Source organism: Pseudomaricurvus alkylphenolicus (assembly GCF_011683955.1).
In the GTDB taxonomy this organism is placed as follows: Bacteria; Pseudomonadota; Gammaproteobacteria; order Pseudomonadales; family Cellvibrionaceae; genus Pseudomaricurvus; species Pseudomaricurvus alkylphenolicus.
This window is the reverse complement of the sequence record NZ_JAAQPI010000023.1, coordinates 43,321-66,243: the sequence shown is the minus strand read 5'-3', so window position 1 is coordinate 66,243 and position 22,923 is coordinate 43,321. Positions and strand designations below refer to the sequence as shown.

General features: G+C 52.6%; 1 protein-coding gene (only partly in view). It reads left to right on the top strand.

All coding sequences use genetic code 11. From position 1 onward, the window contains the following. A protein-coding gene (locus tag HBA55_RS33280; protein WP_206020098.1) for a hypothetical protein crosses the window boundary here: on the top strand, positions 1-22,923 show its 3' portion. 15,024 nt of this gene lie to the left of the window's left edge; 22,923 of the gene's 37,947 nt are visible here — the last part of the coding sequence; the start codon falls outside the window, past its left edge; it ends in the stop codon at positions 22,921-22,923.

Below are 22,923 nucleotides of genomic sequence, written 5' to 3'. Positions count from 1 at the left end.
GCCTCAGATGCAGGAGCTGATATTAGTTTAACCGCCTATGCGCAGGTGGAAATCGATACTTTGATTACAGCGCAAGACGCATTGGTGATTGAGGGTGGTACGGATCAGTCGGGTATTGGTGTACTGGTTAAAACCCTTGTGCTGGATGAAGATGATGAGTATGTCAGTGGCGGAACGCTAGACACGGCCGCAGGAGGCTCGATTACGATCCGCTCCAACGATGATGTGACCATTGAGGGTGTTATCGGGCAGCGCGATTTGGGTGAATCCAAAGTCGGTATTCTCGATATTGTGTCACTGGCAGGGGATGTGAATATTCACCGTAATGTTGATATTCGCGATGATCTCAGCATTGTGGCTGATAATGTGAATGTTCTCGCCGGCAGTTACATCTATGCAACTGGTGTTGACTCTGAACTTTATATCAAAGGGCGTCAATCGATCGATGTGGCCGATGCGATCGACCCCGAGCGCGACGAAATCCCCGAAAATGAGCGCGAGGCGATCATTAAAGGGGATCAACTGGTCCACCTGAGCGCGCCGGAAATCAGTGTCAACGGCTGGGTTGAGGTAGGCATTGAAGATTCGGGCTTGGTCAACGGTCGTGCATTGTTTAATGCCGGACGTACGCTGAATATCGCCGGTTTTGTTTCGTCCGATGATCGTATTGATCTTCGCGCAGGTGTCGACATGACATGGACGCGCGAGCAACAGCAATCGAACCTTACTGTAGATGATTTACTGGGCGGTAATATCACTATCAGTGGTGATGGACTGGTGCAAGCGCTTGGTACGGTGAGCATTCTATCCGGCGGTAGTGTCATTCTTGATGCGGATCCCGACGGGGGGGCAACGCCTGATCCGATCGTTAAGCCCATATACACGACCGTCGAGGAAACGGTTGAGGTCATAACCGGGTACCAGGAGGTTGAAGACGGGACTATTCAGGTTCCTGAAATTACCTGGGAGACCGCGCAAATTACAGAAATGGTTGGTACCGAACAAGTTAAGGTCGGCAGCAGTTACACTACCATGGATGTGTCGATTGAGCAGATCGGTTACTACAACCCCAATGCAGAGGATGGTGAGAAATTCCTAGAAGTGCTCATCGAGGGAGTACATTACTTCAATAATGAAGTCGATTGGAATAATGCGGGGACCGAAGAACTGCCCGATCAAAGTGCCAGCGATGAGCAAAAGAATTACACCTATCGGGATGCCGGGTATAGAAACTTCACAGATCTCCCCAGTGACGCACATCGTCAGGCTGTGTTGAACCACACCGGTTACATGCCGCTCTTTGATTTTAGTTATTCCAATGCGGTCGAGAATATAACGCTGAATGGCAACACGACTCAAAACACATCCTATGAGCCGGCGTGGAAAGACAATGATGAAACGATTTATTATGTGGATGTAGCTGGATGGCGTGGCAAATACATACAAATGCCCGAAGGCGCTCAAGAAGACATTCTTCGACTTGTATCTCAGGGCAATCCCACATACCTGGATAACGATATAACCTTGGATGGCAACAGTAACGGTACTTGGGAGACCGTAGCCGCTGGAGCTTCGGGAGAGTTTGTAGGGCAATACCAGGATTACGGTGCTGTTCGCTACACCCAGGATAAGTCAGTCTGGAATACGGATGACGGTGGTGTTAACTATCGCGATGATGACGGCAGTGATGGTCGCTGGTCTGTTGATTATAGTGGTGGAGGAACCCGAACCTATCAAATTTACGATACCGCCGATGAGGTCGTGTCCCGTGCTCCGAACTGGTCGTGGACTTCTACGCCGAAGGCCCAGTACGATAATGCTAATATCAGCAATGGTTCACTTAGTGATGCAACGTTCCAGGGTACGCGTGCAACCGATATTATTTATTCTACGGCGGATTTCCTCTCTGCATTAAACACGGATACATCGGTATTTTCCCAGACAGGCGCAGACAACACCTGGTCGCGTAAAGTGGGCTGGGCTCCAGGCGATGGCAGGGTCACTTTCTATGAGCATATTGATGGTTCCGGCACAGCAACAACCTATACCGGATTTACCCGTTGGGTTGGAGATTCTCTGAACGATACGTTCAGCTCGTACAGCGTTAACAGCTATTACACTGCCAAAACGCAATGGTTTGAGCATATTGATTACGGCGGGAAAATCTGGACATGGACGTCGAGCGGAGGTTTGACGCCGGATAATAAAGCGGGAGATACGATTTCCAGTGTCAAGGTGTGGGGCTATGAGTTTGAAACCTTCAGAAACTATAGTTATGACTGGACATCAGACCTGCATGATATCTATGACCAGCGGCTGAAATACGACTATCAACTGGTGACTCAAGACCAGGATATATACGACTATCGACCGGTTTATGAAACCACGACTAAGGAAGTCATGGTCGTGACCATGAAAAATGTCACGGTCTGGAAGACCGTGCCTATTACCCAGTCCGAAACGGTTCTTCGCACGGAAGTTACCTACGATGATGTTGTTGCTCCAGAGTTCGGGGAGCGTAGTGGCGAGTCGATATTTGCGGGCAATATCATTATTGAATCAGGCTCCAGCGTGGCTCTCAGTGGTCAGGTGTCGGCGATCAATGATGATGGCGCAATCAATATTAATGCCGGTGGAACCTTGAGTATTGAGGGCAATGTCGTTGACGATGGACAGGTAACCACGAGGCTCAGTGCGTCCAGTCTGGACCTTCACGGTGGTCTGTCTTTGATTCTGGATGATTCAGGAACATTGATCGCGGATCAGGGGGCCAGTTCAATTGATTTGAGTTCGTCTCGCGATGTGGAGCTGAGTGGGGAGGTGCTTGCCAACACCGGCATATTGACGGTTGAAGCCGGGCGGGATCTCGAAATGACTGGCTCGCTGAATGCCGACAGTATGACATTAAATGCCGGTAAGGCTACGGGAGAGTACGGCAGCATTATCGCAGACTCCGAAGCAATGGTTATTGCGGACGATGGAGATATTTCACTTACCACCGGCGTACATGGCGGTAATATCGTTCTGGAGGGGGCGGCCGTAGAAGCCACCGCTGACAACGCGACGATTAACCTCTACGTCGAATCCGGATATATCGAACAAACCACTGTAATCGATGACGACGACAACACACTGGGAACTATCAGTGCGAATGTACTGGTAGCGGAAGCTGAACGTGGCATGCTGCTCGATACCGACGTTGAGCAGATGACGCTCAGCTTGACAGACTCCGGCAACATTATTGTCTCCAATCAGGGGGATCTGGAGCTGGTGGATGTGGAAACCGCGGATGGCCGGGTTCAGGTAGAAAATACTGGCGATCTGCTTGCGACAAACGTTCGTACACTGGGTTCCAGTGATCGCAATGATATTCGTTTGACGACCGTCAGCTCCGAAAGTAATACGGCCGAACTGACCGTCAATATGCTGATGGCAGGTGGTCGAGGGGATATTGACCTGATCTCGGCAGATGACATTGTACAGGTACCAGGGGGGCTGCTCACTGCGGAAGAACTGAGTGTAGAAGTCTCAGGAAATACAACGCTGAACACCGATGTCAGTTCAATGTGGTTCGCCAGTGATCAAGCAGGTGATCTGATATTAAATCAGGGGTCCACGACTCTGACGTTGGAAGACGTGGAAATATCGGACGGAAGTCTGATCATTGATGCCGCAGGCAGCATCGATATCGCCGATCTTCGGCTGCTATCCAATAAAGACGTGAACGATGTTAACGTCACTGCCGCGGACGATATTCTCGTTCGCCATCTGCAAGCAGGTGTTCATTTGGACAATATTATCGGTGCTGCTGCGATCAGTGTTTCCTTGAATGCCGGCAGTGCAACTGTCAGTCCGGCTGACGCCGATAGTCCCGATACCGTTCGTACAATTGCGATGGACAATTTTACACCAGTTATCGGGCAGGATTATTCCATTACCATAGATGGTGTCGTATTCGAACATACTGCAACGACGACGTCGTTGACGGATCTGGTCACAGAGTTGACGGAGCTGATCGACACCTATATCGGCTATCCCGGAGGCTGGGTACCGGATGGCTATTCTCCAGGCTTTACTGCGGAAGTAGACGCCGACGATAACACCCAGATTAATATTACGGGTATGGCCAATAAGCTGATTGTGCAGGACAATCTTGGTGCTAATTTTGATTATCTGCGTGTCAGTTCTGCCAGCGACGTCACATTGACTGCAGGAGGGCAAATCACAGAGTCTTTTGCCGATGACGGGGTTGATCTTGTTGCAGATCAATTAACCCTGTCTGCAGAAGACGGTATCGTTGGCCTTGAAGTTGCGATAAACCAACTCCACAGTTCAACTGTGAATGGCAATATTGAGATTTCCGACTTTGATGGGGCTCTGGAAAATGCCGTCGGGCTCGACATTATTACGGCTTTGGCTGATGAAACTGATGATACCACCGTTCGTTTGAGTGCCGAAAATGAATTGAGAGTAGGTCGGGTTGACGATATCAGCGATGCGGGGCATGTTGATGGCCAAGTGTCGGGTAACACTATATATCTGGTCAGTACAGACTCCAGCATAAATGTTACAGAGCATTCGACGGCTGAATCGCTCATTTATCAGGACGGAATTTCGTTTGTTGCCGATGAAGTGGTTTCTCTTTATCAGTTCTTTGATGTTGATACTGCAACCTATTCGGATACCCTGCTGGAATATCGCGCTGGAGATTATTTCCTTTTTGGAACAGATAAAGAAAACGATGTAAACATCAATGATGCCGACGGGGCGGATATCGATTTTGATCGTACCATAGACATTAGTGGAATCCTGGTACAAGAAGGGCGCACATACACGGTTGCAATTGGTGACGACAATTACTCCTATACAGCGTTGACCGATGACGAGTCAGATGATATCGCCACGGCACTTGCCGCGCGCATCAACCCTGATTATGCCGCGTCAGCAGTCGGAGATACCATCACTGTGACTGAAGGTGCTGGAATATCGGAAATCTGCGTAAGTATCAGCCGCACGAAAATGCTTCCAGATACCTTGTCAGCACACACGCTGATCTTGGAAACCGGCGGCACTCTGAGTCTTGAAAGTGTTTCTGCGACCACATTGCTGGAATTAGTGGCGGGCCAGAACGTACATATTGGCGGCGAGACGGTGGAATCGGATTCCTCAGTAACCGCTGTTGAAGGTTCAATTTCGACGGTTGCCGGCTCGGGTATTACCGAAATTGAAGAAGTCCGTATCGTTGCCAATGGTCTCACTGACGTTGTTAAAGCCATCGATATTAACAATGATGGTGATAGGGACGATGTCTTTAATGAGACAGATGACGGCGTAGACTATAACAACGATGGCGACTTTGACGACATTGTCAATGAGTCAGGCGTTGCACTGGCTACAGGCTTCGTAAATTTACACGTTGATGATATTCCGGCCGAGAATTTCGAAATTCGTGCTGATAAGGATATCTCTATTGATGTCGGAACCCATCTGGATTTGACCGGCTTTATCGGTGGCGTCGAAGGCTTTGACGAGGCCCGTAACGTCACGTTAGAGGTTGACGGGGCGTTAACGGTAGAGAGTGGTATTGTAACTGCCAACACCAGTGAAGGCTTGATTCACATCGATGCCACGTCGGTGACATCAGATAAGGCCTCCGTCTTTATTGCATATGATGTGGATGTCGAGGCGGAGCAAGGTATCCAGCTGAATACGCTGACAAGTCGGGTCAGCGTGGTATCGGCCAATAGTGGAAACATCGAAATCAGCGAAGCCGACGATCTGACGGTGGATACCGTTATTGCAGAAAATGGGTCTATATCTATCCAGACTGGTGATGATACGTATATCCGTGAGGTGCGAAATATCATCGATGGCAACAGTATTGATGTTAGCGTCGATGGCGATCTCTATATTGATCGTATCGAAGCGGCTGCGATAGCTGGCGCAGTTAAAGGTTCTGGCAGCACTATTTCTGTTGATGCGGCGGGCACGATTTACGAATGGAACTATGCGGCGAATTATGATGCTGGAGATGACGAGATTAAAGTCACTGCGGGTGCAGGTCTTGCTCAAATAGTCGTATTTGTCGATGACGAACTGGTTGATGAAGCTGTCGTAAATGCTGCTGACAGAGCCAATCATGACCTTGAACGTACAATAGATTTGAGTGATCTTACAGTTGCTCATGAATCTATTTATCGAATAGCGATTAATGGGAATCTGTTCGAGTATGAAGCCAATGTCGATGACGACGGCGACACAATGAGCGACGTGGCGATAGCGTTGGCCGCTCTAATTGATGATCATGATCAAAACAGTGCCGAACTTTACGCTTACCAAGTCACTGTTTTGGGTGATACAGCCAGTGCCATAACAGAGCTCAGTACGGCGGAGGATCGGGGGACTGGAAACGAACTCGAGGTTCGGTATACCTTTGCTGTGGATGATGCTCCAGGTGAATCTGGGCTGACGGTCGGTGACACGACTATCTCTATGGACGGCTTTGAACGGGATAGTGGCGCTATCGTTGATATCAGCAGTGCTCTACTTGCAGCAGCGGGTGAAGATCGTGCTCAGGTCAGCGAGATTGAATTCAGTTCTTCTGCGTTGAGTACAGACAACAGATATACAGTAACGATAGGTGGAACAGCTTATATCGCGGAAGTAGGAGTCAATGGTGTCACCAATGACTGGGCGTCCATTTTAGGGGAGTTAAAAAATGTAATTGAGGCCGGCGAAGATATTGCTGTAACTTCCGATACCGCAAACGCAACGCTTACCTTGACAGCGGAAACAGACAACGTCGCCTTCACGGTAAATAGCGTCAGTGTCGACGAGCCCTTCTTGACTGCTCTTGCTGATGGTGTGTCGGATGAAGGTACAGTACCTTTCCAGGCGGCAGGAGAAAGCAACCCCCAAATTAGCGAAGTCGATTTTGACAGCGGTCATACGATAACTTCAGGTTATCGTTATTCGGTGATCATCGATGGTGCAGAATATTCAGTTACAGAGGGCGACAACCACTATATTGAAGTTACTGGTGCCAGTGGTGAAGAAGTTCAACTTAGTGGTGTGGGGCCCATAACCAGTACCAGCAGCGCTACCATTAACGCCGCTGACGGCAGTGACGACACCGTAGACCGAACCATCGATCTGGCCGGCGTTGTTGTACATATTGGCGGTACCTATACAATTTCGATAGGTGCTGATGACTTCAACTATGAAGCACAACCTGGCGATACGTTAAACGAAATTGCTGCAGGTCTGGCCGGTGAGGTCAACGATGATGCCAGTTACACGGCGTCTGCAACAGACGATGTTATTACAGTTTCCGATGGCGCAGGTACGGCATCGATCTCCCTGGAGGGTGATAGGCCTCTGACGGGCTTTGACGGTGTTACCGTCTCTGAAACCTCCGAGGCAGGAAGAGTCATAAATATCAGTGGAATCGAAGTTGTCAATAATGGCGTCTATACGATTACCATCAATTCTACTCCGTTCTCCTATACTTCAGATGGAAGTGCAACGCTTGCAGAAATTGCCTCAAATCTGAGTGCTGATATTGACGCTGACGGTTCTTATTCCTCTGACGATATTTATCACGACGTCAATGCTGATTGGAATTCAGTGCTGACAGCGCTGGCGGCATTGATTGAGGATGGTGAAGCCATCAGTGTAGTTACGGATGATGGGCAGGAGAAACTCACCTTAACTGCTGATGTCATTGATACGCCCTTCTCAGTGGACCGTGCAGGTATTACACAAGTGAGTGGTATTGAGGCCTCAGGGTCTCTGCCGATTCAGATGGCTGAGCCCGGACAGAAACAACAGAATGAAATTATTTTCAGCGGTGCTGTCGGCACGGACATATACACGGTAGTTATCAATGGCAAGTCTTACTCGATTCGCAGCGGTGGGAACGAATTCCTATTACTGTCCGGCACAGATGCTGAGCCAATTACACTCACGAGAGAAACATGGGTTGCAGGAGAACCGACGGCGGCGGATCCGGTAACCATCAGCGATATTATTACCAGTGGCACTGGCCATAGCTTGCCCCGACAAGTAGATTTTTCGGACATTACTTGGGCGACGCCAGGTGCCGGAGAAACACATGTATATAAACTGACGGTCGGAGATGAATCGTTTACCGCGTCGTTCACCTCGACACCGACATCTTCTGGGCTTACCACGGGTTTAGAAAGCGCTATCAATGCAGCAACGGCGAGTCCTGTATCGGTGACGAGGGTGTCGATTGCGGTTACCGCTGGAGATTGGACTTCATTATTACAGGGCTTGGAAAGCCTCATAGAGGCTGATGGCGATATTAATGTGACAGTTGATGGTGCCAATAAGTCTCTGCTTCTTGAAGCGGTTTCCAATAATGCCCCATTCAATATTGGCGGCGTTATTGTTAGTGCCGCTGGCGATCTTTCCAATGACCCGGCTATACCAACACAGGAAGCCGGTTTTGTGGAAAATCAAATCAGTCGGGTGGTGTTTGAAAATCCGGCTGATACATCGCCGGCATACACGATTACCGACGGCCACATTTATACGATAACGGTAGAAGGAATTGCATACAGTGCCACCGTTGGAGAAGACGGTGTCACCAGTGACTGGGATTCAATTTTGAGTCGGCTGCAAACCATCATTACGGCAGGGACAAGCAACATAACGGTGACATATGATGATACGGCGCGCTCATTGACCATGACCGCTGACATCGATAATGATCCATTTAGCGTAGATGGCAGTTCTGTTCAAACGGAATCGACGAATAATCACAGCAGTGCTGTCGTTGATGACGGTACGACACCTGTGCAGAGTGCTGGCAGTTCTCAGGCGCAAGTGAGCGAACTGACCTACTCTGGAAACACACCTTCGGCGGATACAACCTATACCGTTGTAATTGATACCGATACCTATGAGGTCACGGTAGGAGAACAGCTAGACATTACCTACGGTGTTGTCAATCAAACCTGGGCCAGTGTTCTGGGTGGCTTGAAATACCTGATCGATGCGGACGGAGTGGTTACTGCTACCGTAGATGTAGCCAGTGCGCCTGCGGATGAATCTGAACTGATACTCACGGCCGTGAACAATAATCAGCCATTTACAGTTGTCGCTACCGGTCGAGCCGATACTTCTACCTATGATCCTATTGATGGTAATTACGTATTGATTGTACCTGATAAAACCGGCGGCAATTTCCAAATGGGCGCTACTGGTGATTTGACGGTTATCAGTCTCCCGACGAACCCCAATGAGGTGATTACGCTCTCGGCCGGCGACGGATCTAACCCGGACTCTGATCTGGTGATTGTGTCTGAGCTGGATGTGGGTGCCGGCGGTACGGTGAACTTGACGGCTACCGATGAAATTACTTTGGGAGGAAAGATCACCGCGGGCATACTCAATGTCAATTCCGGGAATACCCTGACGTTGATCTCGGATGTGGTCAATATGACGACCATCGACATGAGTTCAGGAACCGGCGATTTGAGTATTCAGGATGAAAGTGCGTTGTCAATCACTAGTATCGTCATGGGTGATGACATCGATAATCAGAATAACCCTGGTGATATTGAGCTGGTAGTTGATGGTGACATTACCATTGGAGAAATCACAGGGTATGCCGGCAACATTACGATTATTTCGACCTCGGGATCTATCAATATCGGCGCAATTGAGAATGCCGCAGACGTTGAACTGATTGCATTAAACGGTGACGTGACGGCCGGTGCTGCGGATTACAGTACAAGCGTTGAATTTGACACCCTGTCCGTAAGTGCCCAGAGCAGTATCAGTATCTATGAAGATGACGGGTTCACATTAGAGCATATTGAAAGCTCCGACGGTGAGGCGGTTACGATTGCAGCCCGAGGTGACCTGATCATTGATACTGAGATCGAAACCACGGGAGGCGAAGATGTGTCGTTGACAACGACGGCCGCCGGCGCCATTGACCTCAATCAATCGATTGCTACCGAAAGCGGTTCGGTCACCATTTTGGCCTTCGACGGGTTGGACATGTCAAAACAGGCGCATATCAACACGGTCAGTGGAGATATCACACTGGATGCTGGCGCCGGTGCTTTGGTCATGACTGGCGAGACCTATGTAGATGCGGGTAGCGGCTTGATCGATATTGATGCCGAAGATGACATTACCATTGGCAAGTTACGCACTACCAATAGTGCAGACCTGGTTATCACCACCACAACCGGTGCCGTAAGAGATGGCAGCGATAGCCCCATCGATATCCTGGCCCAAAATGCCACCTTGAGGATAGAGGCAGTTACTGGTATCGGCGACGATATCAGTGACGGTAAATCTATTGAAACCGACGTGGGTGCACTGGATCTGTCGAACACGACCAGTGGTGACATCGCGATTGAAGACTTCGGCAATTTGACCATCAGTCGCATTGTCCAGGGCGGCGCGGGTAACGTCACTGTCGAAACGGTTTCAGGTACCATCACCGTCGATGGCTCGGGAATCGCTGCCGGCACTGGTACAGTCACACTGCTGGCCGGTGGGGATGTCGGCAGTAGTCTCCGGTTGGACGCTGACATTACGACCGGCGGCGGTCCCGTCTCGATAACCACCGAGAGCGGTGACATTACGTTGGCGGCGGGCATAGAAGTCAACGGCAGTGGTGATATTGAGCTGTCTGCTCCACAGGGCTCGATCATCAATGATGCCTCAGTGATTCTGGATAATGATCATTGGTTAAATGACGGTACAAACTTTGACCCGGAAATAGATTGGGCTTTGAAGCACGGCAAGTTTAGTATCGATACTGATACTGGCGAAGTTGTCGTCGCGAATATGACACCCGCTCAGGCGGCAGAACACCTCGCCAATGGCACGGTGTTGCGCCAGGCCGACGGTATTTTCCTGCAGACCACAGATGGCGCCATAACGCTGGAGGCAAGGGATCAGATTGGTGAAAAGGTCAGCGGCTTCGATCTCAGTCCGCTCTCTATTGTCGTCGACGGCAATGAACTGAGCGTAGTGAGCGCAGAGCGGGACGATGTCTCAGTGATGGCGATTGGAGGTGTGTCTATTGCCAATGATGGCAGCTCGGCAGGAACCCAGGGAGGCAGTACTGATGTGACCAACCTGAGTGGGGAGCAGTCGGTGACAGATCCCATCGATGCCAGCGGAGAAGATGTCAGTTTGATCTCCGATGATATCCAGATTGATGAATCGGTTCGTAGCCCGGGTGCCGATATCGTTTTGAGTCCCCTGGATACCAGCCGTACAATCGTCATTGGCGACGTCCTCGACCCGGCATCGGCGGCAGGAACTTTCCATCTCGATATGGGAGAAATGGGCAACCTGCAAAACGGCTTTAACTTGATTGTGATCGGTAGTGATCTCGGTAATCACACGATCCAGATCGGAGACGCCTCAACTCCCGATGGCCAAGTTACGGTACAGGACACATTGGTGTTGAACAGTCCGATGGCGGGCGGCGAGATCAATATCAATGACGATCTCACGGGTGGCGACGACGCTTCGCTGGTCATCTACGGCTCGGGAAATACCACCACTTTCAGCGCTAATGCCAGTATGGCAGTCGATATCAGCATTGCTGATTCAGTCGAAATAGACGGCGACATCACTCTCGTGGCCGGTACCAGCGGCAGTGGCAATATCGAGTTGGGGTCCACGGTAGATCACTACCTGCGTGGCAATGGCGATGGCAGCGCAGATCAACTGACCCTGACCGCCAATAATGGCAATATTACCGTCACCGGCGAGGTGGGCGCAGAAGACCCGCTGGAAGCCTTCACTATTACAGAAGCGCTCGATGTGACCTTCGATCGAGAAGTGGCGGTCAATGGAGATCTGATAATCAATGCCAGTGGCACTGTTACCTTTTCTGAGGAATTGGTGATTACTGGTGGAGACCTGATCATCAATGGCGCCGCCTCAGTAGTGTTCGAATCCAGTGTTGAGGTGGGCGGAAATATCCTGCTGGAAGGCGATGAAATCGATTTTAATGGTGGAAACCGTTCGGTATCCACCACTTCCAGCGGAACCTTGATCTTGCGGCCGGCAACGGTAACCCAGGGAATTGAAGTGGCCTCTCCGCCAGAGGAAACCACTGAAAATACCCTGAATATCACCGCAGACGAAATACGGGCGCTGGCCGATGGTTTCGCAACCATAACTATTGGTCACGAAGACGACAGTGACCATCATGCCGATGTTAATGCGGGCAGCGTACGACTGGGCGTACTGGCGGCAACGGGGGCGACCTTCAGCGACGAGCTGGTGATATTTGGCGGAAATATCGAAGTGGTGGACTATGAGGATTCCAGCTTTGTCTTTAATGCCACTCGTGGGGTAACACTGGATGCGGTTAATAATATTACCATCAGCAATGAGTTCAGTGTTGGCGACTCCCTGACACTCTATTCTGAGAGCGGTAGTGTGCGTCAAGCCAGCGATAACGTTGATGGCTTGGGAGCGGAGGAGCTGTCTGCGAACGATTTGGTTGTTCATGCCGAACGAGGTATCAATCTTGCCTGGGCTGACATAAACACACTCGATGCCACCGTCACTGGCGATGACGACATCAGCGTACATGTGACAGATGGAGACGTCACCGTCATTTCCATGGCTCTGATTTCGGAGTTGGGCAGCGGGGATATCGAATTGAGCACCGAGGCGGGCAGTATCACGCTGGCAGCATCGGGCTCGGGGGTGAGGACCCTTGGCACCGGTGAAATTGTTCTGAGCGCAGGTGGCGGTGACATTGTTCTCAATCACTTTATTAAAGGGTCTGTGGGCGGCGTCGAATTGGTGGCTGACGGCTCGATAGACAACAATGCCGCGATTAGTGCACAGGGGCAGTCGGAGATTGTCCTGATCACTGGAGGTGATATCAATCAGAATGCCGATATTGTATCCGAAGGTGGTCTGATAACCCTGGAGTCCGGGGCTGCCATTGTTATGAAGGATGGCGTTATTGCCGCATCGATTTCCGGAGAGGCAACCGGCGCAGTCAGTTACACGGCTGCGACCGATATTGTCTTAAGTACTATCGAAGCCGATGGCAGTATTGATCTTGTGGCAACCGGCGGTTCCATCACCGAGCAGTTGACGCTGGAGGGCAATAACCTGGCCGGTGGCACGACACAGGTGACTCTGTCGGCAGCCAATGGAATAGGAATGCCAGCAGAAGATATCGACACTGATATCGCTTTTTTGACGGCAACCAACAGCACCAGTGGTGGCATCTACATTGAAGAAACTGACCAATTGACCATCAGCGGCATTACTTCCGATGGAGCCGATGGCGCGGTGGCTATTGTCACTGAAGATGGCGCTTTGATGCTGGAAGGTGTCATTACTACCACCGCCGAGAACGGTCACGTTCTGCTGAAGACCGGAGAAGCTCAGCAGGGTACTGAAGCCAGTATTACGCTGGAAGGTTGGATCTCAACGGCCACAGGTCATATCACTCTCAATGCTGTAGACGATGTCATTCAGACCGTATCTGGTGACCTTGAGGTTGGCGACACGAACTCCACGATTGAAGTGATTGCAGGTGATGTCATCAGTATGGAAAGCGGGGCACAGGTGCTTACGCTGGGGGGAGACGTGTCATTCAGTGCGGGCTCGCAAATCATCCTTGGTGAAATCAACGTTGAATCCGGATCGGTTTCTCTTGCCGCGGGTGGGTTGATTATTGATGGTGACCCGACGCTGGACATTACAGCTTCCGGACTGATGCTCAGTGCTTTGGGTGTTGCTAACGCCCAGGACCCATTGAATATCAGTGTTGATACTGTGAGTGCCGTGACAGGTAACGGCGGTCTGTATATTGACGAAAGCAATACGATAAATATTGACGAGGTGACGGTTGTTGTAGAACGCGTTGGAACCAACGGTTATACCAGCACCCAGACGACCATTCGAAGCGATCTGGAGAGCAGTGGGCTGGGTCATATAGTCCTGCTGGCAGACAGTACGATAACGGTCACTGGTGGCGGGGACGATGATGGCGTTGGTATTTTTGCAGATGACACCAGCAACATCCTGCTGCAGGCCGCGAGCGGTGACATCAACCTGCGTTCCGGTATTAATGCCGATCAGGGCAACATTACGGTCACCGCAGACAACGGAGCAATCGTCCTCAATGCTCACGGTGATCTATTCACCCGTCACAGCGGTACCATTGAGCTGGATGCGGGCAGCAGCATTGATATGGCCGACGGAGCCACTGTCAACACCGATGACAACATACGATTGAACGCTGGTACCAACATAACCTTGGGTGGTCTGAATGCCGGTGGTGGTGGCGGTGATGTCAGTTTGATCGCGGGGGGCGACATTATTGATGGTGGTAACCTCCATATCGACATCAAAGCCGCAGGGCTTCGTATCGAAGCTGGCGGCAGCGTCGGTGAAGCCGAGGGCAGCAACCTCGGCATGTTGGATACTCGGGTTGGGGGGCTCAGTGTTCTTGCCGAGGATATATTTATCAACGAAACCTCTGATATCAGCGTTGAATCTATTGACGAGATTGTGGTCAATCGGGTCGATGCCGACGGTGGAGCTTCGGCGGTGAGTGACAGTGCTCAGGAGGACCTGCGTACAGATACTGACGGTACGCTGGTACTGCAGGCGCAAGGAACGATCGTTATTGAGGGCGGCCTCGATGATGTTGGCGTCGTCGCTGACGATGACGGCGATGTTTTATTGCAAAGTCTCTCCGGCTCTATTCATATCAATGCTCGCGTAGATGGCGGCGAAGGGCATGTGAGTGTCGTGGCCGATGAGGCGATTGTGCAAAAATCCCCTGGCGACATTGTCACCGCCGGTGACGCCACACTGTTGGTCAAGGCCGGTACCTCGCTGACCATGGAGAGAGGTGCTGCTGCCAGCACCGATGGCGGCGATATCGTCTATCAGGCAGGGGTCGATTTACTTGTCGGTGAAATCGACGCAGACACCGGTTCCATTGCATTGGCGGCCGGTGGCAATATTATTGATCACGATGGACAAAACACCATCAGCGCGCAGGCGTTGACGCTGAATGCGGGCGGTGGCGCCGGCACTGCCAATAATCCACTGGAGACAACCATTGCCAGCCTCAGCGTGATGGTGGAGCAGGGTGGATTGTTTATCTCTGAAGCCGATGCCCTCACCCTGGGTGAGGTAACCGTCGCTGTAATGATGGTGGATAACAGCGCAACCCGCACCTCGCAGACGATAAATCGTTCTGGGCTGCAGGCCGCAAACGGCGGTGCCCTGGTCCTGCAATCGAATGGTGACTTGACCATCGACGGTGAAAATGGCGGCGTGATGGTCGGAGCTCAGGGTGACGGCGTTATTCTTCTGGCCAGTAGCGCTGGTCAGCTGATTGTGAATGCCGATGTTGATGGTGGCGAGGGTGAAATAAGCCTGCGCGCTGCCACTGACATTGTCCTGGGTGAGGAGGCGACTGTTCATACCGGCGGCACAGCTACTATTACGTTGGATGCCGACGGTATTGAGATGGTTGATGGTGCGACCCTGGTCACTGACAACAGCAATATTCGCCTGCAGGCGACGGCAGACATGGTGCTGACGGGCGTTGACGCGGGTGATGGTGCAGTGAGTTTGCACAGTGGCGGGGCAGTTCGTGATGGTGGTGACAGTAACACAGATATTACCGCTGCGGATCTTCGTATCGAAGTTGTCGGTGTTGTCGGTGAGGCGGAAGGCAATAACCTCGGTTTGCTCGACACCCGAGTAACCACATTGGCCTCGGTGAGTGGTGGGCTCATGATCCAGGACAGTGATTCCCTGATTGTTGATCAAGTCACTTCCATCACCGTCAAGCAAGTGAAGAACAACGGCGCCTTTGAAGTAATCACCGATGGCGAGTTGGAGGATCTGCGTACTCATTCCAATGGCGATATTGTCCTGCTGGCGGGTGGCGATCTGACCCTTATCGGCGGCACAGATAACGAGGGCCTGTCAGCAGATGGCTCGGGGAATGTGTTGCTGGGCAGCACCGGTGGCGATTTAGTGGTCGCAGCCAATATCGACGCCGACCAGGGCAATATCAGCCTGACAGCGGCAGAGACCATCGCGCAGGGCAGTGCGGTCACGATTCAAACCCGTGGTGCCGGAACCATCGAGATGGATTCCGGCTCAGCTTTCACCATGGCCGATGGCGCTCTCATTACCACCCAGGACAGTAATATTCGCCTCAACGCGTTGGGCAATATCACTTTGGCTGGACTGGATGCCGGCCAAGGCGCTGTGAGCCTGCTCAGTGGCGGTGATGTTATCGATGGCGGCGACCGTGATATAGATGTTGTCGCAGCACAGTTGCGCATCGAAGCCAGCGGCTCTGTGGGTGAAGCTGAAGGCGAAAACTTCGGTTTGCTAGACACTCAAGTTGATACCCTGACGATGGTCGGTGGGAATCTCTTTGTCCGGGAAATTGACTCGCTTACGATTGACGCTGTGGACGACATCGATGTGAATCGGGTGTCCAGCGATTTGGAGTTCAGTTCGATCATTGATGGCAGTCAGGAGGATCTGAGTACGCTCGATGGAGGCAGCCTGGTCGTAGAAGCGACGGGTGATCTCACCATTGAAGGCGGAAACGATGACGTTGCCGTGGTGGCCGGCGGTAACGGTGACATACTTTTGAGCAGTACCGGTGGGTCGGTAACGATCAACGCGGCGGTTGATGGGGGCGAGGGAAACATCAGTGTTGTGGCCGCCGGTGCTATTAGCCAAACTGTCGGCGGCAACCTGTTGACCACTGGCGAGGGTGGACTTGATGTCCGCGCAGGAGACGCGTTGACAATGTCTGGCGGGGCTTCCGCCTCGACGACTAGTGGGGACATCGCGTACCAGGCTGGCGGAAATCTCACGCTGGGCGACATCGAATCGATCCTTGGTTCGGTGTCCCTTACTGCTATGGGCTACATTATTGACGGTGACCAGGAGCGAGACGTCAGCGCTGCCGCTTTGACCTTGCAGGCCGGTAGCGATATCGGCTCCAGCAGCGACATGCTGGAAGCCTCTGTTGGGACCCTCAGTGGTATTGCCGAAAATGGCAGCCTCTATATAGACGCTACCGATGCGATCGTTATCGACGACGTGACCGTAACGGTGATGTTGATTGATAACACCGTCAGTCGGCAAAGCCAGGTCGTGAGCCGTGGCGATTTGCGCACCGGCGGCGACGGGCATCTGGTACTGCAGGCGGCGGGTGATCTGACCGTTAACGGCGCAGCTGCAGCTGTTTTGGCCGAGGGCAGCGGTAATCTCTTGCTCAATAGTGCTGCCGGCCAGTTGGTGATTAACGCAGGAGTTGACGGTGGTGAAGGTCATTTGAGTCTGGCCGCCGCTGATGCCATTCATCAGAGCGCCAGCAGTAGGGTACAAACGGGCGGCGCTGGAACCTTGGAACTGGAGTCGGGAACCACAATCACAATGGCTGATGGCGCAACCACCGTCACCGAGGACGGCGATATTCGCTTCAATGCCACCTCGGAACTTGTGATCAGTGGCGTTGACGCCGGTCTCGGGTCGGTGAGCCTGATCAGTGGCGCCGATATTCTCGACGCTGGAGACAGCAATGTTGATATTACGGCCGATCAACTTCGGATAGAAGCTGTCGGTTCCGCAGGAGAGGCAGTGGGTTCCAATTACGGATTACTTGATGTCGAGGTAACAACGCTAAGTGCTGTCGGAGCGGAGGTGTTCATCAACGATGTCAGCGGTCTGCGAATCGATGCTATCAGCGCGATTGAGACCAATCGGGTTGGCTTAGACGGCCAGCATAGTATTTTGCTGGATGGTGTTCAGGAAGATGTCCGAACGTCAACGGATGGCTCCGTAGTGTTGCTTGCAGCAGGCGATTTGGTTATTGAAGGCGGGAGCGACGGTGTCGGCATAACTGCGGCCGGCAATGGCAATATGTTGTTGTCCAGTGCGTCGGGGCAACTGGAGGTTAACACCGGTGTCGATAGCGGTGAGGGCAGTGTCAGTTTGCACGCTGCAGGGTCGCTAACATTGAGCAACAACGGCGTGGTTCAAACGGCCGGTGCAGGCACCATCGAGATGGAAGCGGGAGCGGATATCCTGATGAGCAACGGGGCCAGTATCACTGCCCAGGGCAGTGGTATTCGTCTTGATGCGGCAACCGATATTACTCTGGGCAGCATCGACGCCGGACTTGGGTCGGTGAGTCTGCTCAGCGGGGGCAGTGTCGTCGACGGAGGTGATAGTGTTACCGATATAATAGCGGCCAATCTCCGTATACAAGCTGCCGGTGCGGTCGGAGAGGTTAATGGCTCCAATTTTGGGGCTCTGGAAACGTTAGTGACTGTGTTAGCTGCGCAGGGTGAGGACCTGTTTATCAATGAAGGTGATGCGCTGATCATCGACAGGGTGCAGGACATTACCGTTCATCGCTTCTCAAGTAACGCTACCACCACCGCTATTACCGACAGTGCTCAGGAAGACTTACGCACTGGTACCGGCGGAACTCTGGTACTGCAGGCTGGTGGGGGCCTGACCATAGAAGGTGGCAGTGACAGCGTCGGGGTGACCGCTATCGGTAGTGGCGATGTACATTTAAGCAGCAGCGCCGGGCAGTTACTGATTAATGCCGGCGTAGACGGGGGCAGCGGCAACATCGAGCTGGCTGCCTCCGGTGCCATCGACCAGAATGCCGGTGTGGCAATTGCTACCTCAGGTGTTGGTTCCATAACATTGGACGCAGGTGCGACCCTCTCGATGGCAGCAGGTGCGACCACCATCACCGACGACGGTAATATTCAACTGACGGCCGTCACCGACATCACCCTGGGCGAAGAGGACGGCGACCACACTGAATTCGCTCTGCTGGCTTCCGGCAGTGGCGACATACTGATTACCAGCAGCGTAGCGCAATTGTTCATTAATGCTGGGGTTGATGGCGGTGAAGGTGATGTTCGATTCGACGCGCTTAATAGCATAAGCATCGGCGACAGGAGTACAGTTCAGACCCGGGGTGTGGGTGGTATCGAAATGAACACCGGCAACCGCATTGTGATGGTAGACAGAGCAACCGCGATCACAGCCGACGGTTCCATACAGCTCAATGCCGTAGACGATATAAGCCTTGGCGATCTCCAGGGTGTTCAGAACGGATTCGCTTTGACCGCTCTAGGTAGCGGTAATGTTGGGCTGTCCAGCACTAATGGCGAGTTGCTGATCAATGCGAGCGTGGATGGTGGTACCGGCAACATCAATATGCAGGCATCTGAGACCATTGCCCAGAGAAACGAAGGCACTGTACAAACAGCAGGTTTCGGCACTATCGAACTCAATGCCGGCTCTGCAATCATGATACTTGACGGCGCTTCCACCAACACGGCCGACGGTGATATTTATCTGGTGGCGGAGGAGGACATCACACTGGGTGAAGCGGATGGCGGCCTAGACGCAGTAGCAGTGAATGCAGCTGGCAGCGGCAATGTGCTGCTGGCCAGCAGCGAGGGTAATCTGCAGCTCTACGCTGACCTTAACGGTGGTGAGGGCAATGTCAGTTTGAGTGCGGCCGGCACGATCACACAAAACTCAGTTATCCAGACGGCCGGCTCAGGAACTATTGATCTGGAAGCCGGCAGCGCCATTACCATGGCTGATGGTGCAACCATTACCACGCAAGATCAGACTATTCGCCTAAGGGCGGCGACCGACATCGTTTTGGCTAATGTAGAGGCTGGCCAGGGAGCGGTGAGTCTGATCAGTGGTGGAGCCATTGTTGATGGCGGAGACAGTGCCTGGGATGTCTCAGCAGCCAGTCTACGTATGGTGGCATCCGCTTCAATCGGCCAGCCGCAAGGTACAGATTTAGGTCTTATTGATACTCGGGTGACTACCCTGGCCGCCACGGGTGAAAACCTTTTCGTCAATGAGGCGGATGCCGTTGTTATAGATACTGTGGATACGCTCACAGTCAACCGCGTGCTTGGCAATGGTGAGCTTATGACCATTATCGACACCGCCCTGGAGGACCTGAGATCGGCGGAAAATGGATCGATCATCTTGCAGGCGGGAGGCGATCTGACAGTTGAAGGCGGAGAGGACGGCGCCGGCGTCTGGTCAGACAGTGACAATGCCGTCCTGCTGTCCAGTAGCGCTGGTCAGTTGGTGATTAACGCGGATGTAGATGGCGGAACAGGCAGTATCAGTCTGCAGGCTTCTGGTGCCATTACCCAGAGTTCCGGCAGCAGGGTTCAGACCGCAGGATCAGGGACCATTGAATTGGAGTCCGGGGCTGGTGTCGTTATGGAGGATGGCGCGATCACGGCCGCTCAAGGTGGCAATATTCGCCTGAGTGCCGTGGATGATATCGTCCTGGCGGGTGTGCGTGCCGAAATGAGTGCAGTGAGTCTGATTGCTGGCGGAGCCATTGTAGACGGTGGCGATAGCACGATAGATGTTGCTGCGATAGACCTGAGTATCAGGGCTGCGGGTTCTGTGGGAGAGACCGAAAGCACCAACCTGGGCATGCTCGACACACTGATTACCAAACTTTCGGTTTCTGCTGGAGAGTTGTTCCTCAATGAGGAAGACGATCTCAGTATCGATAAGGTGGCTGAAATAAGCGTCACTCGGACGGCCACTGATGGTTCTCAAACCACTATCACAGATAGTGCTCAAGAGGACTTGAGCATTGCCGGAGATGGCACGCTTGTACTGCAGGCGCAGGGTGACTTGACCATCGAAGGTGGAACCGACGATATCGGCGTAACGACAAGCGGCTCTGGTCCCATGTTGTTGACCAGCACGGCCGGCAATATGTTACTTAACGCTGGTATTGACGGCGGTGAGGGACATATCAGTTTAGCCGCTAGCGCTACGCTCTCCCAGAGTACTGACAGTGCAATCCAGACCTCGGGGGTCGCCACCATCGATATTGAGGCCGGAGCCGGTATTGTGATGGCCGACGGCGCCACTTTGACCACAGAGGATAGCAATATCCGTCTCAAAGCCACGACTCAGATCGTACTGGGGGGCGTGAATGCCGGGTTGGGAGGCGTAAGCCTGCTCAGCGCAGGACATATTCTGGACGCCGGTGACAGTCATGTGGATGTCTCAGCGGCGGACCTTCGAATTCAGGCCGGCGGTACAGTAGGTGAGGCAGAGGGAACAAATCAGGGGGCGCTGGAGACTTTGGTGACAACTCTGACGGCCCACAGTGGTGAGTTGCATATCCGGGAAAGTGACGACTTGAGCATCAACTCTGTGGCCGATATCAGCGTCAACCGCGTAAACATTGACTCGACCTTCTTGGCCGTTACTGATGCTATGCAGGAAGATCTGCGCATCGGGGAAGGCGGCCGCTTAGTGCTGCAAACCGGGGGAGATCTGAGCATTGAAGGTGGAACCGACACCACTGGTGTCACTGCTCAAGGAAACACTCTACTCAATGCGGCGGGTGGCGATCTGTGGATTCGTTCTCAGATCGAAGTTACCGATGGGCACGTCACGCTTCAGGCGGGGGAAAATCTGCATCAGGTCGCTGGGGTGAGCACGACGGGGGTTGGCACCTTAATATTTGATGCCGGCGCCGATATATCCATGCAACCCGGCACCGAGTCTTCAGCAGAAAACACAGCTATCAGCTACCAGGCCGGCGGAGATATCGAAGTTGCGATGATCGATGTTGGTACAGGCGCTGTGTCATTGGATGCAGGCAATGATATTGGCTACAGTGGCGATGACGGCGTTATTACGGCCCAACAACTGGGATTGGCAGGCAATGCAGGGAAGCCTGGTGCTCCCTTTAATCTGTCCGTGGCGGTGTTGGCCGGCGAAGTGGGGGATCAGGGCTGGCATGTAAGGAATTCAGGTGCTCTGACTCTGGATGGGATTGAGGTGGCGACACAGAGGGTTATTGTCGACGGAAGCAATGTTACGGATAACCGCGTCTATGAAGGTATTCAAGGCCAGACGGATGCTGAAGTGAGGGTCAGCAGTACAGGCGATATGCAACAGTCAGCAGACATCACCACGGTTGGTGGCACAGTGGAGTTAATCTCCCAGGAGGGAGGATTGACCATGAGTCTGGACGCCAGTACCACCACTCAGGGTGGCGATATTTATTATGGTGCAGAAGGTTTGATGACGCTCAATCTGTTGGATGCTGACACTGGCAACGCAGAATTGCGTGTGGGGCAGACAGGCAACATCGTGGATGCCGCGCAGGACAATAGCATTAATGTTCGCGCAGCCGGTCTGAATATAATCGGGCGCGGGTCTCATATCGACCCTGACGAACGTAATCAGCAGGCCATACTGGATCAACGACTGGAAGGCATTGAAATTGACGTAGACGGTGTTTTTGTGGGTAACGGTGCCGAAACCGATACCGAAGCCCGCTATGAAAATCGCAAGGGTGCCAGCCTCGGGTATCTGCAAACCGATGAGGGTCTGTGGTCGCTGCAGTTTGTACAGCCAAACGAAGCCGGATCACCTGAACTCCTTACACAAGCGGTCACTGTCGATTCTGAGTTGGCGAATTATCAGGCAACGACAATATGGCGACCGGTGATTGAGGTAGACCACCGCCGCCTGGCTGAATTCTTCGATGCCTTGAACCAGGAGGATGCTGAGGAGGCGCAAATGCCAGTCAACTCTCCCGACGGCTGGCTGTTCGATAAACCCCCCGAGTTAAACTCATTGAGCTCGCTGGAGTCACCCCTGGGTGACGGGACCAGTCCCGCACCTGCGCCACTGGAAAGGCTGACCTCTCCCGTAGGAGCGTCGCCTATTGGGGGATTGCCGACACTCAGTGTCCTGAATGCCTCAAGTTTGATTTTTGTCCAAAACCCGATAAGCTCCAATGTCGAAAGCGACAGCTGGTTGTTTGAGTATTGGACAGAAGATGTTGTGTTGTAA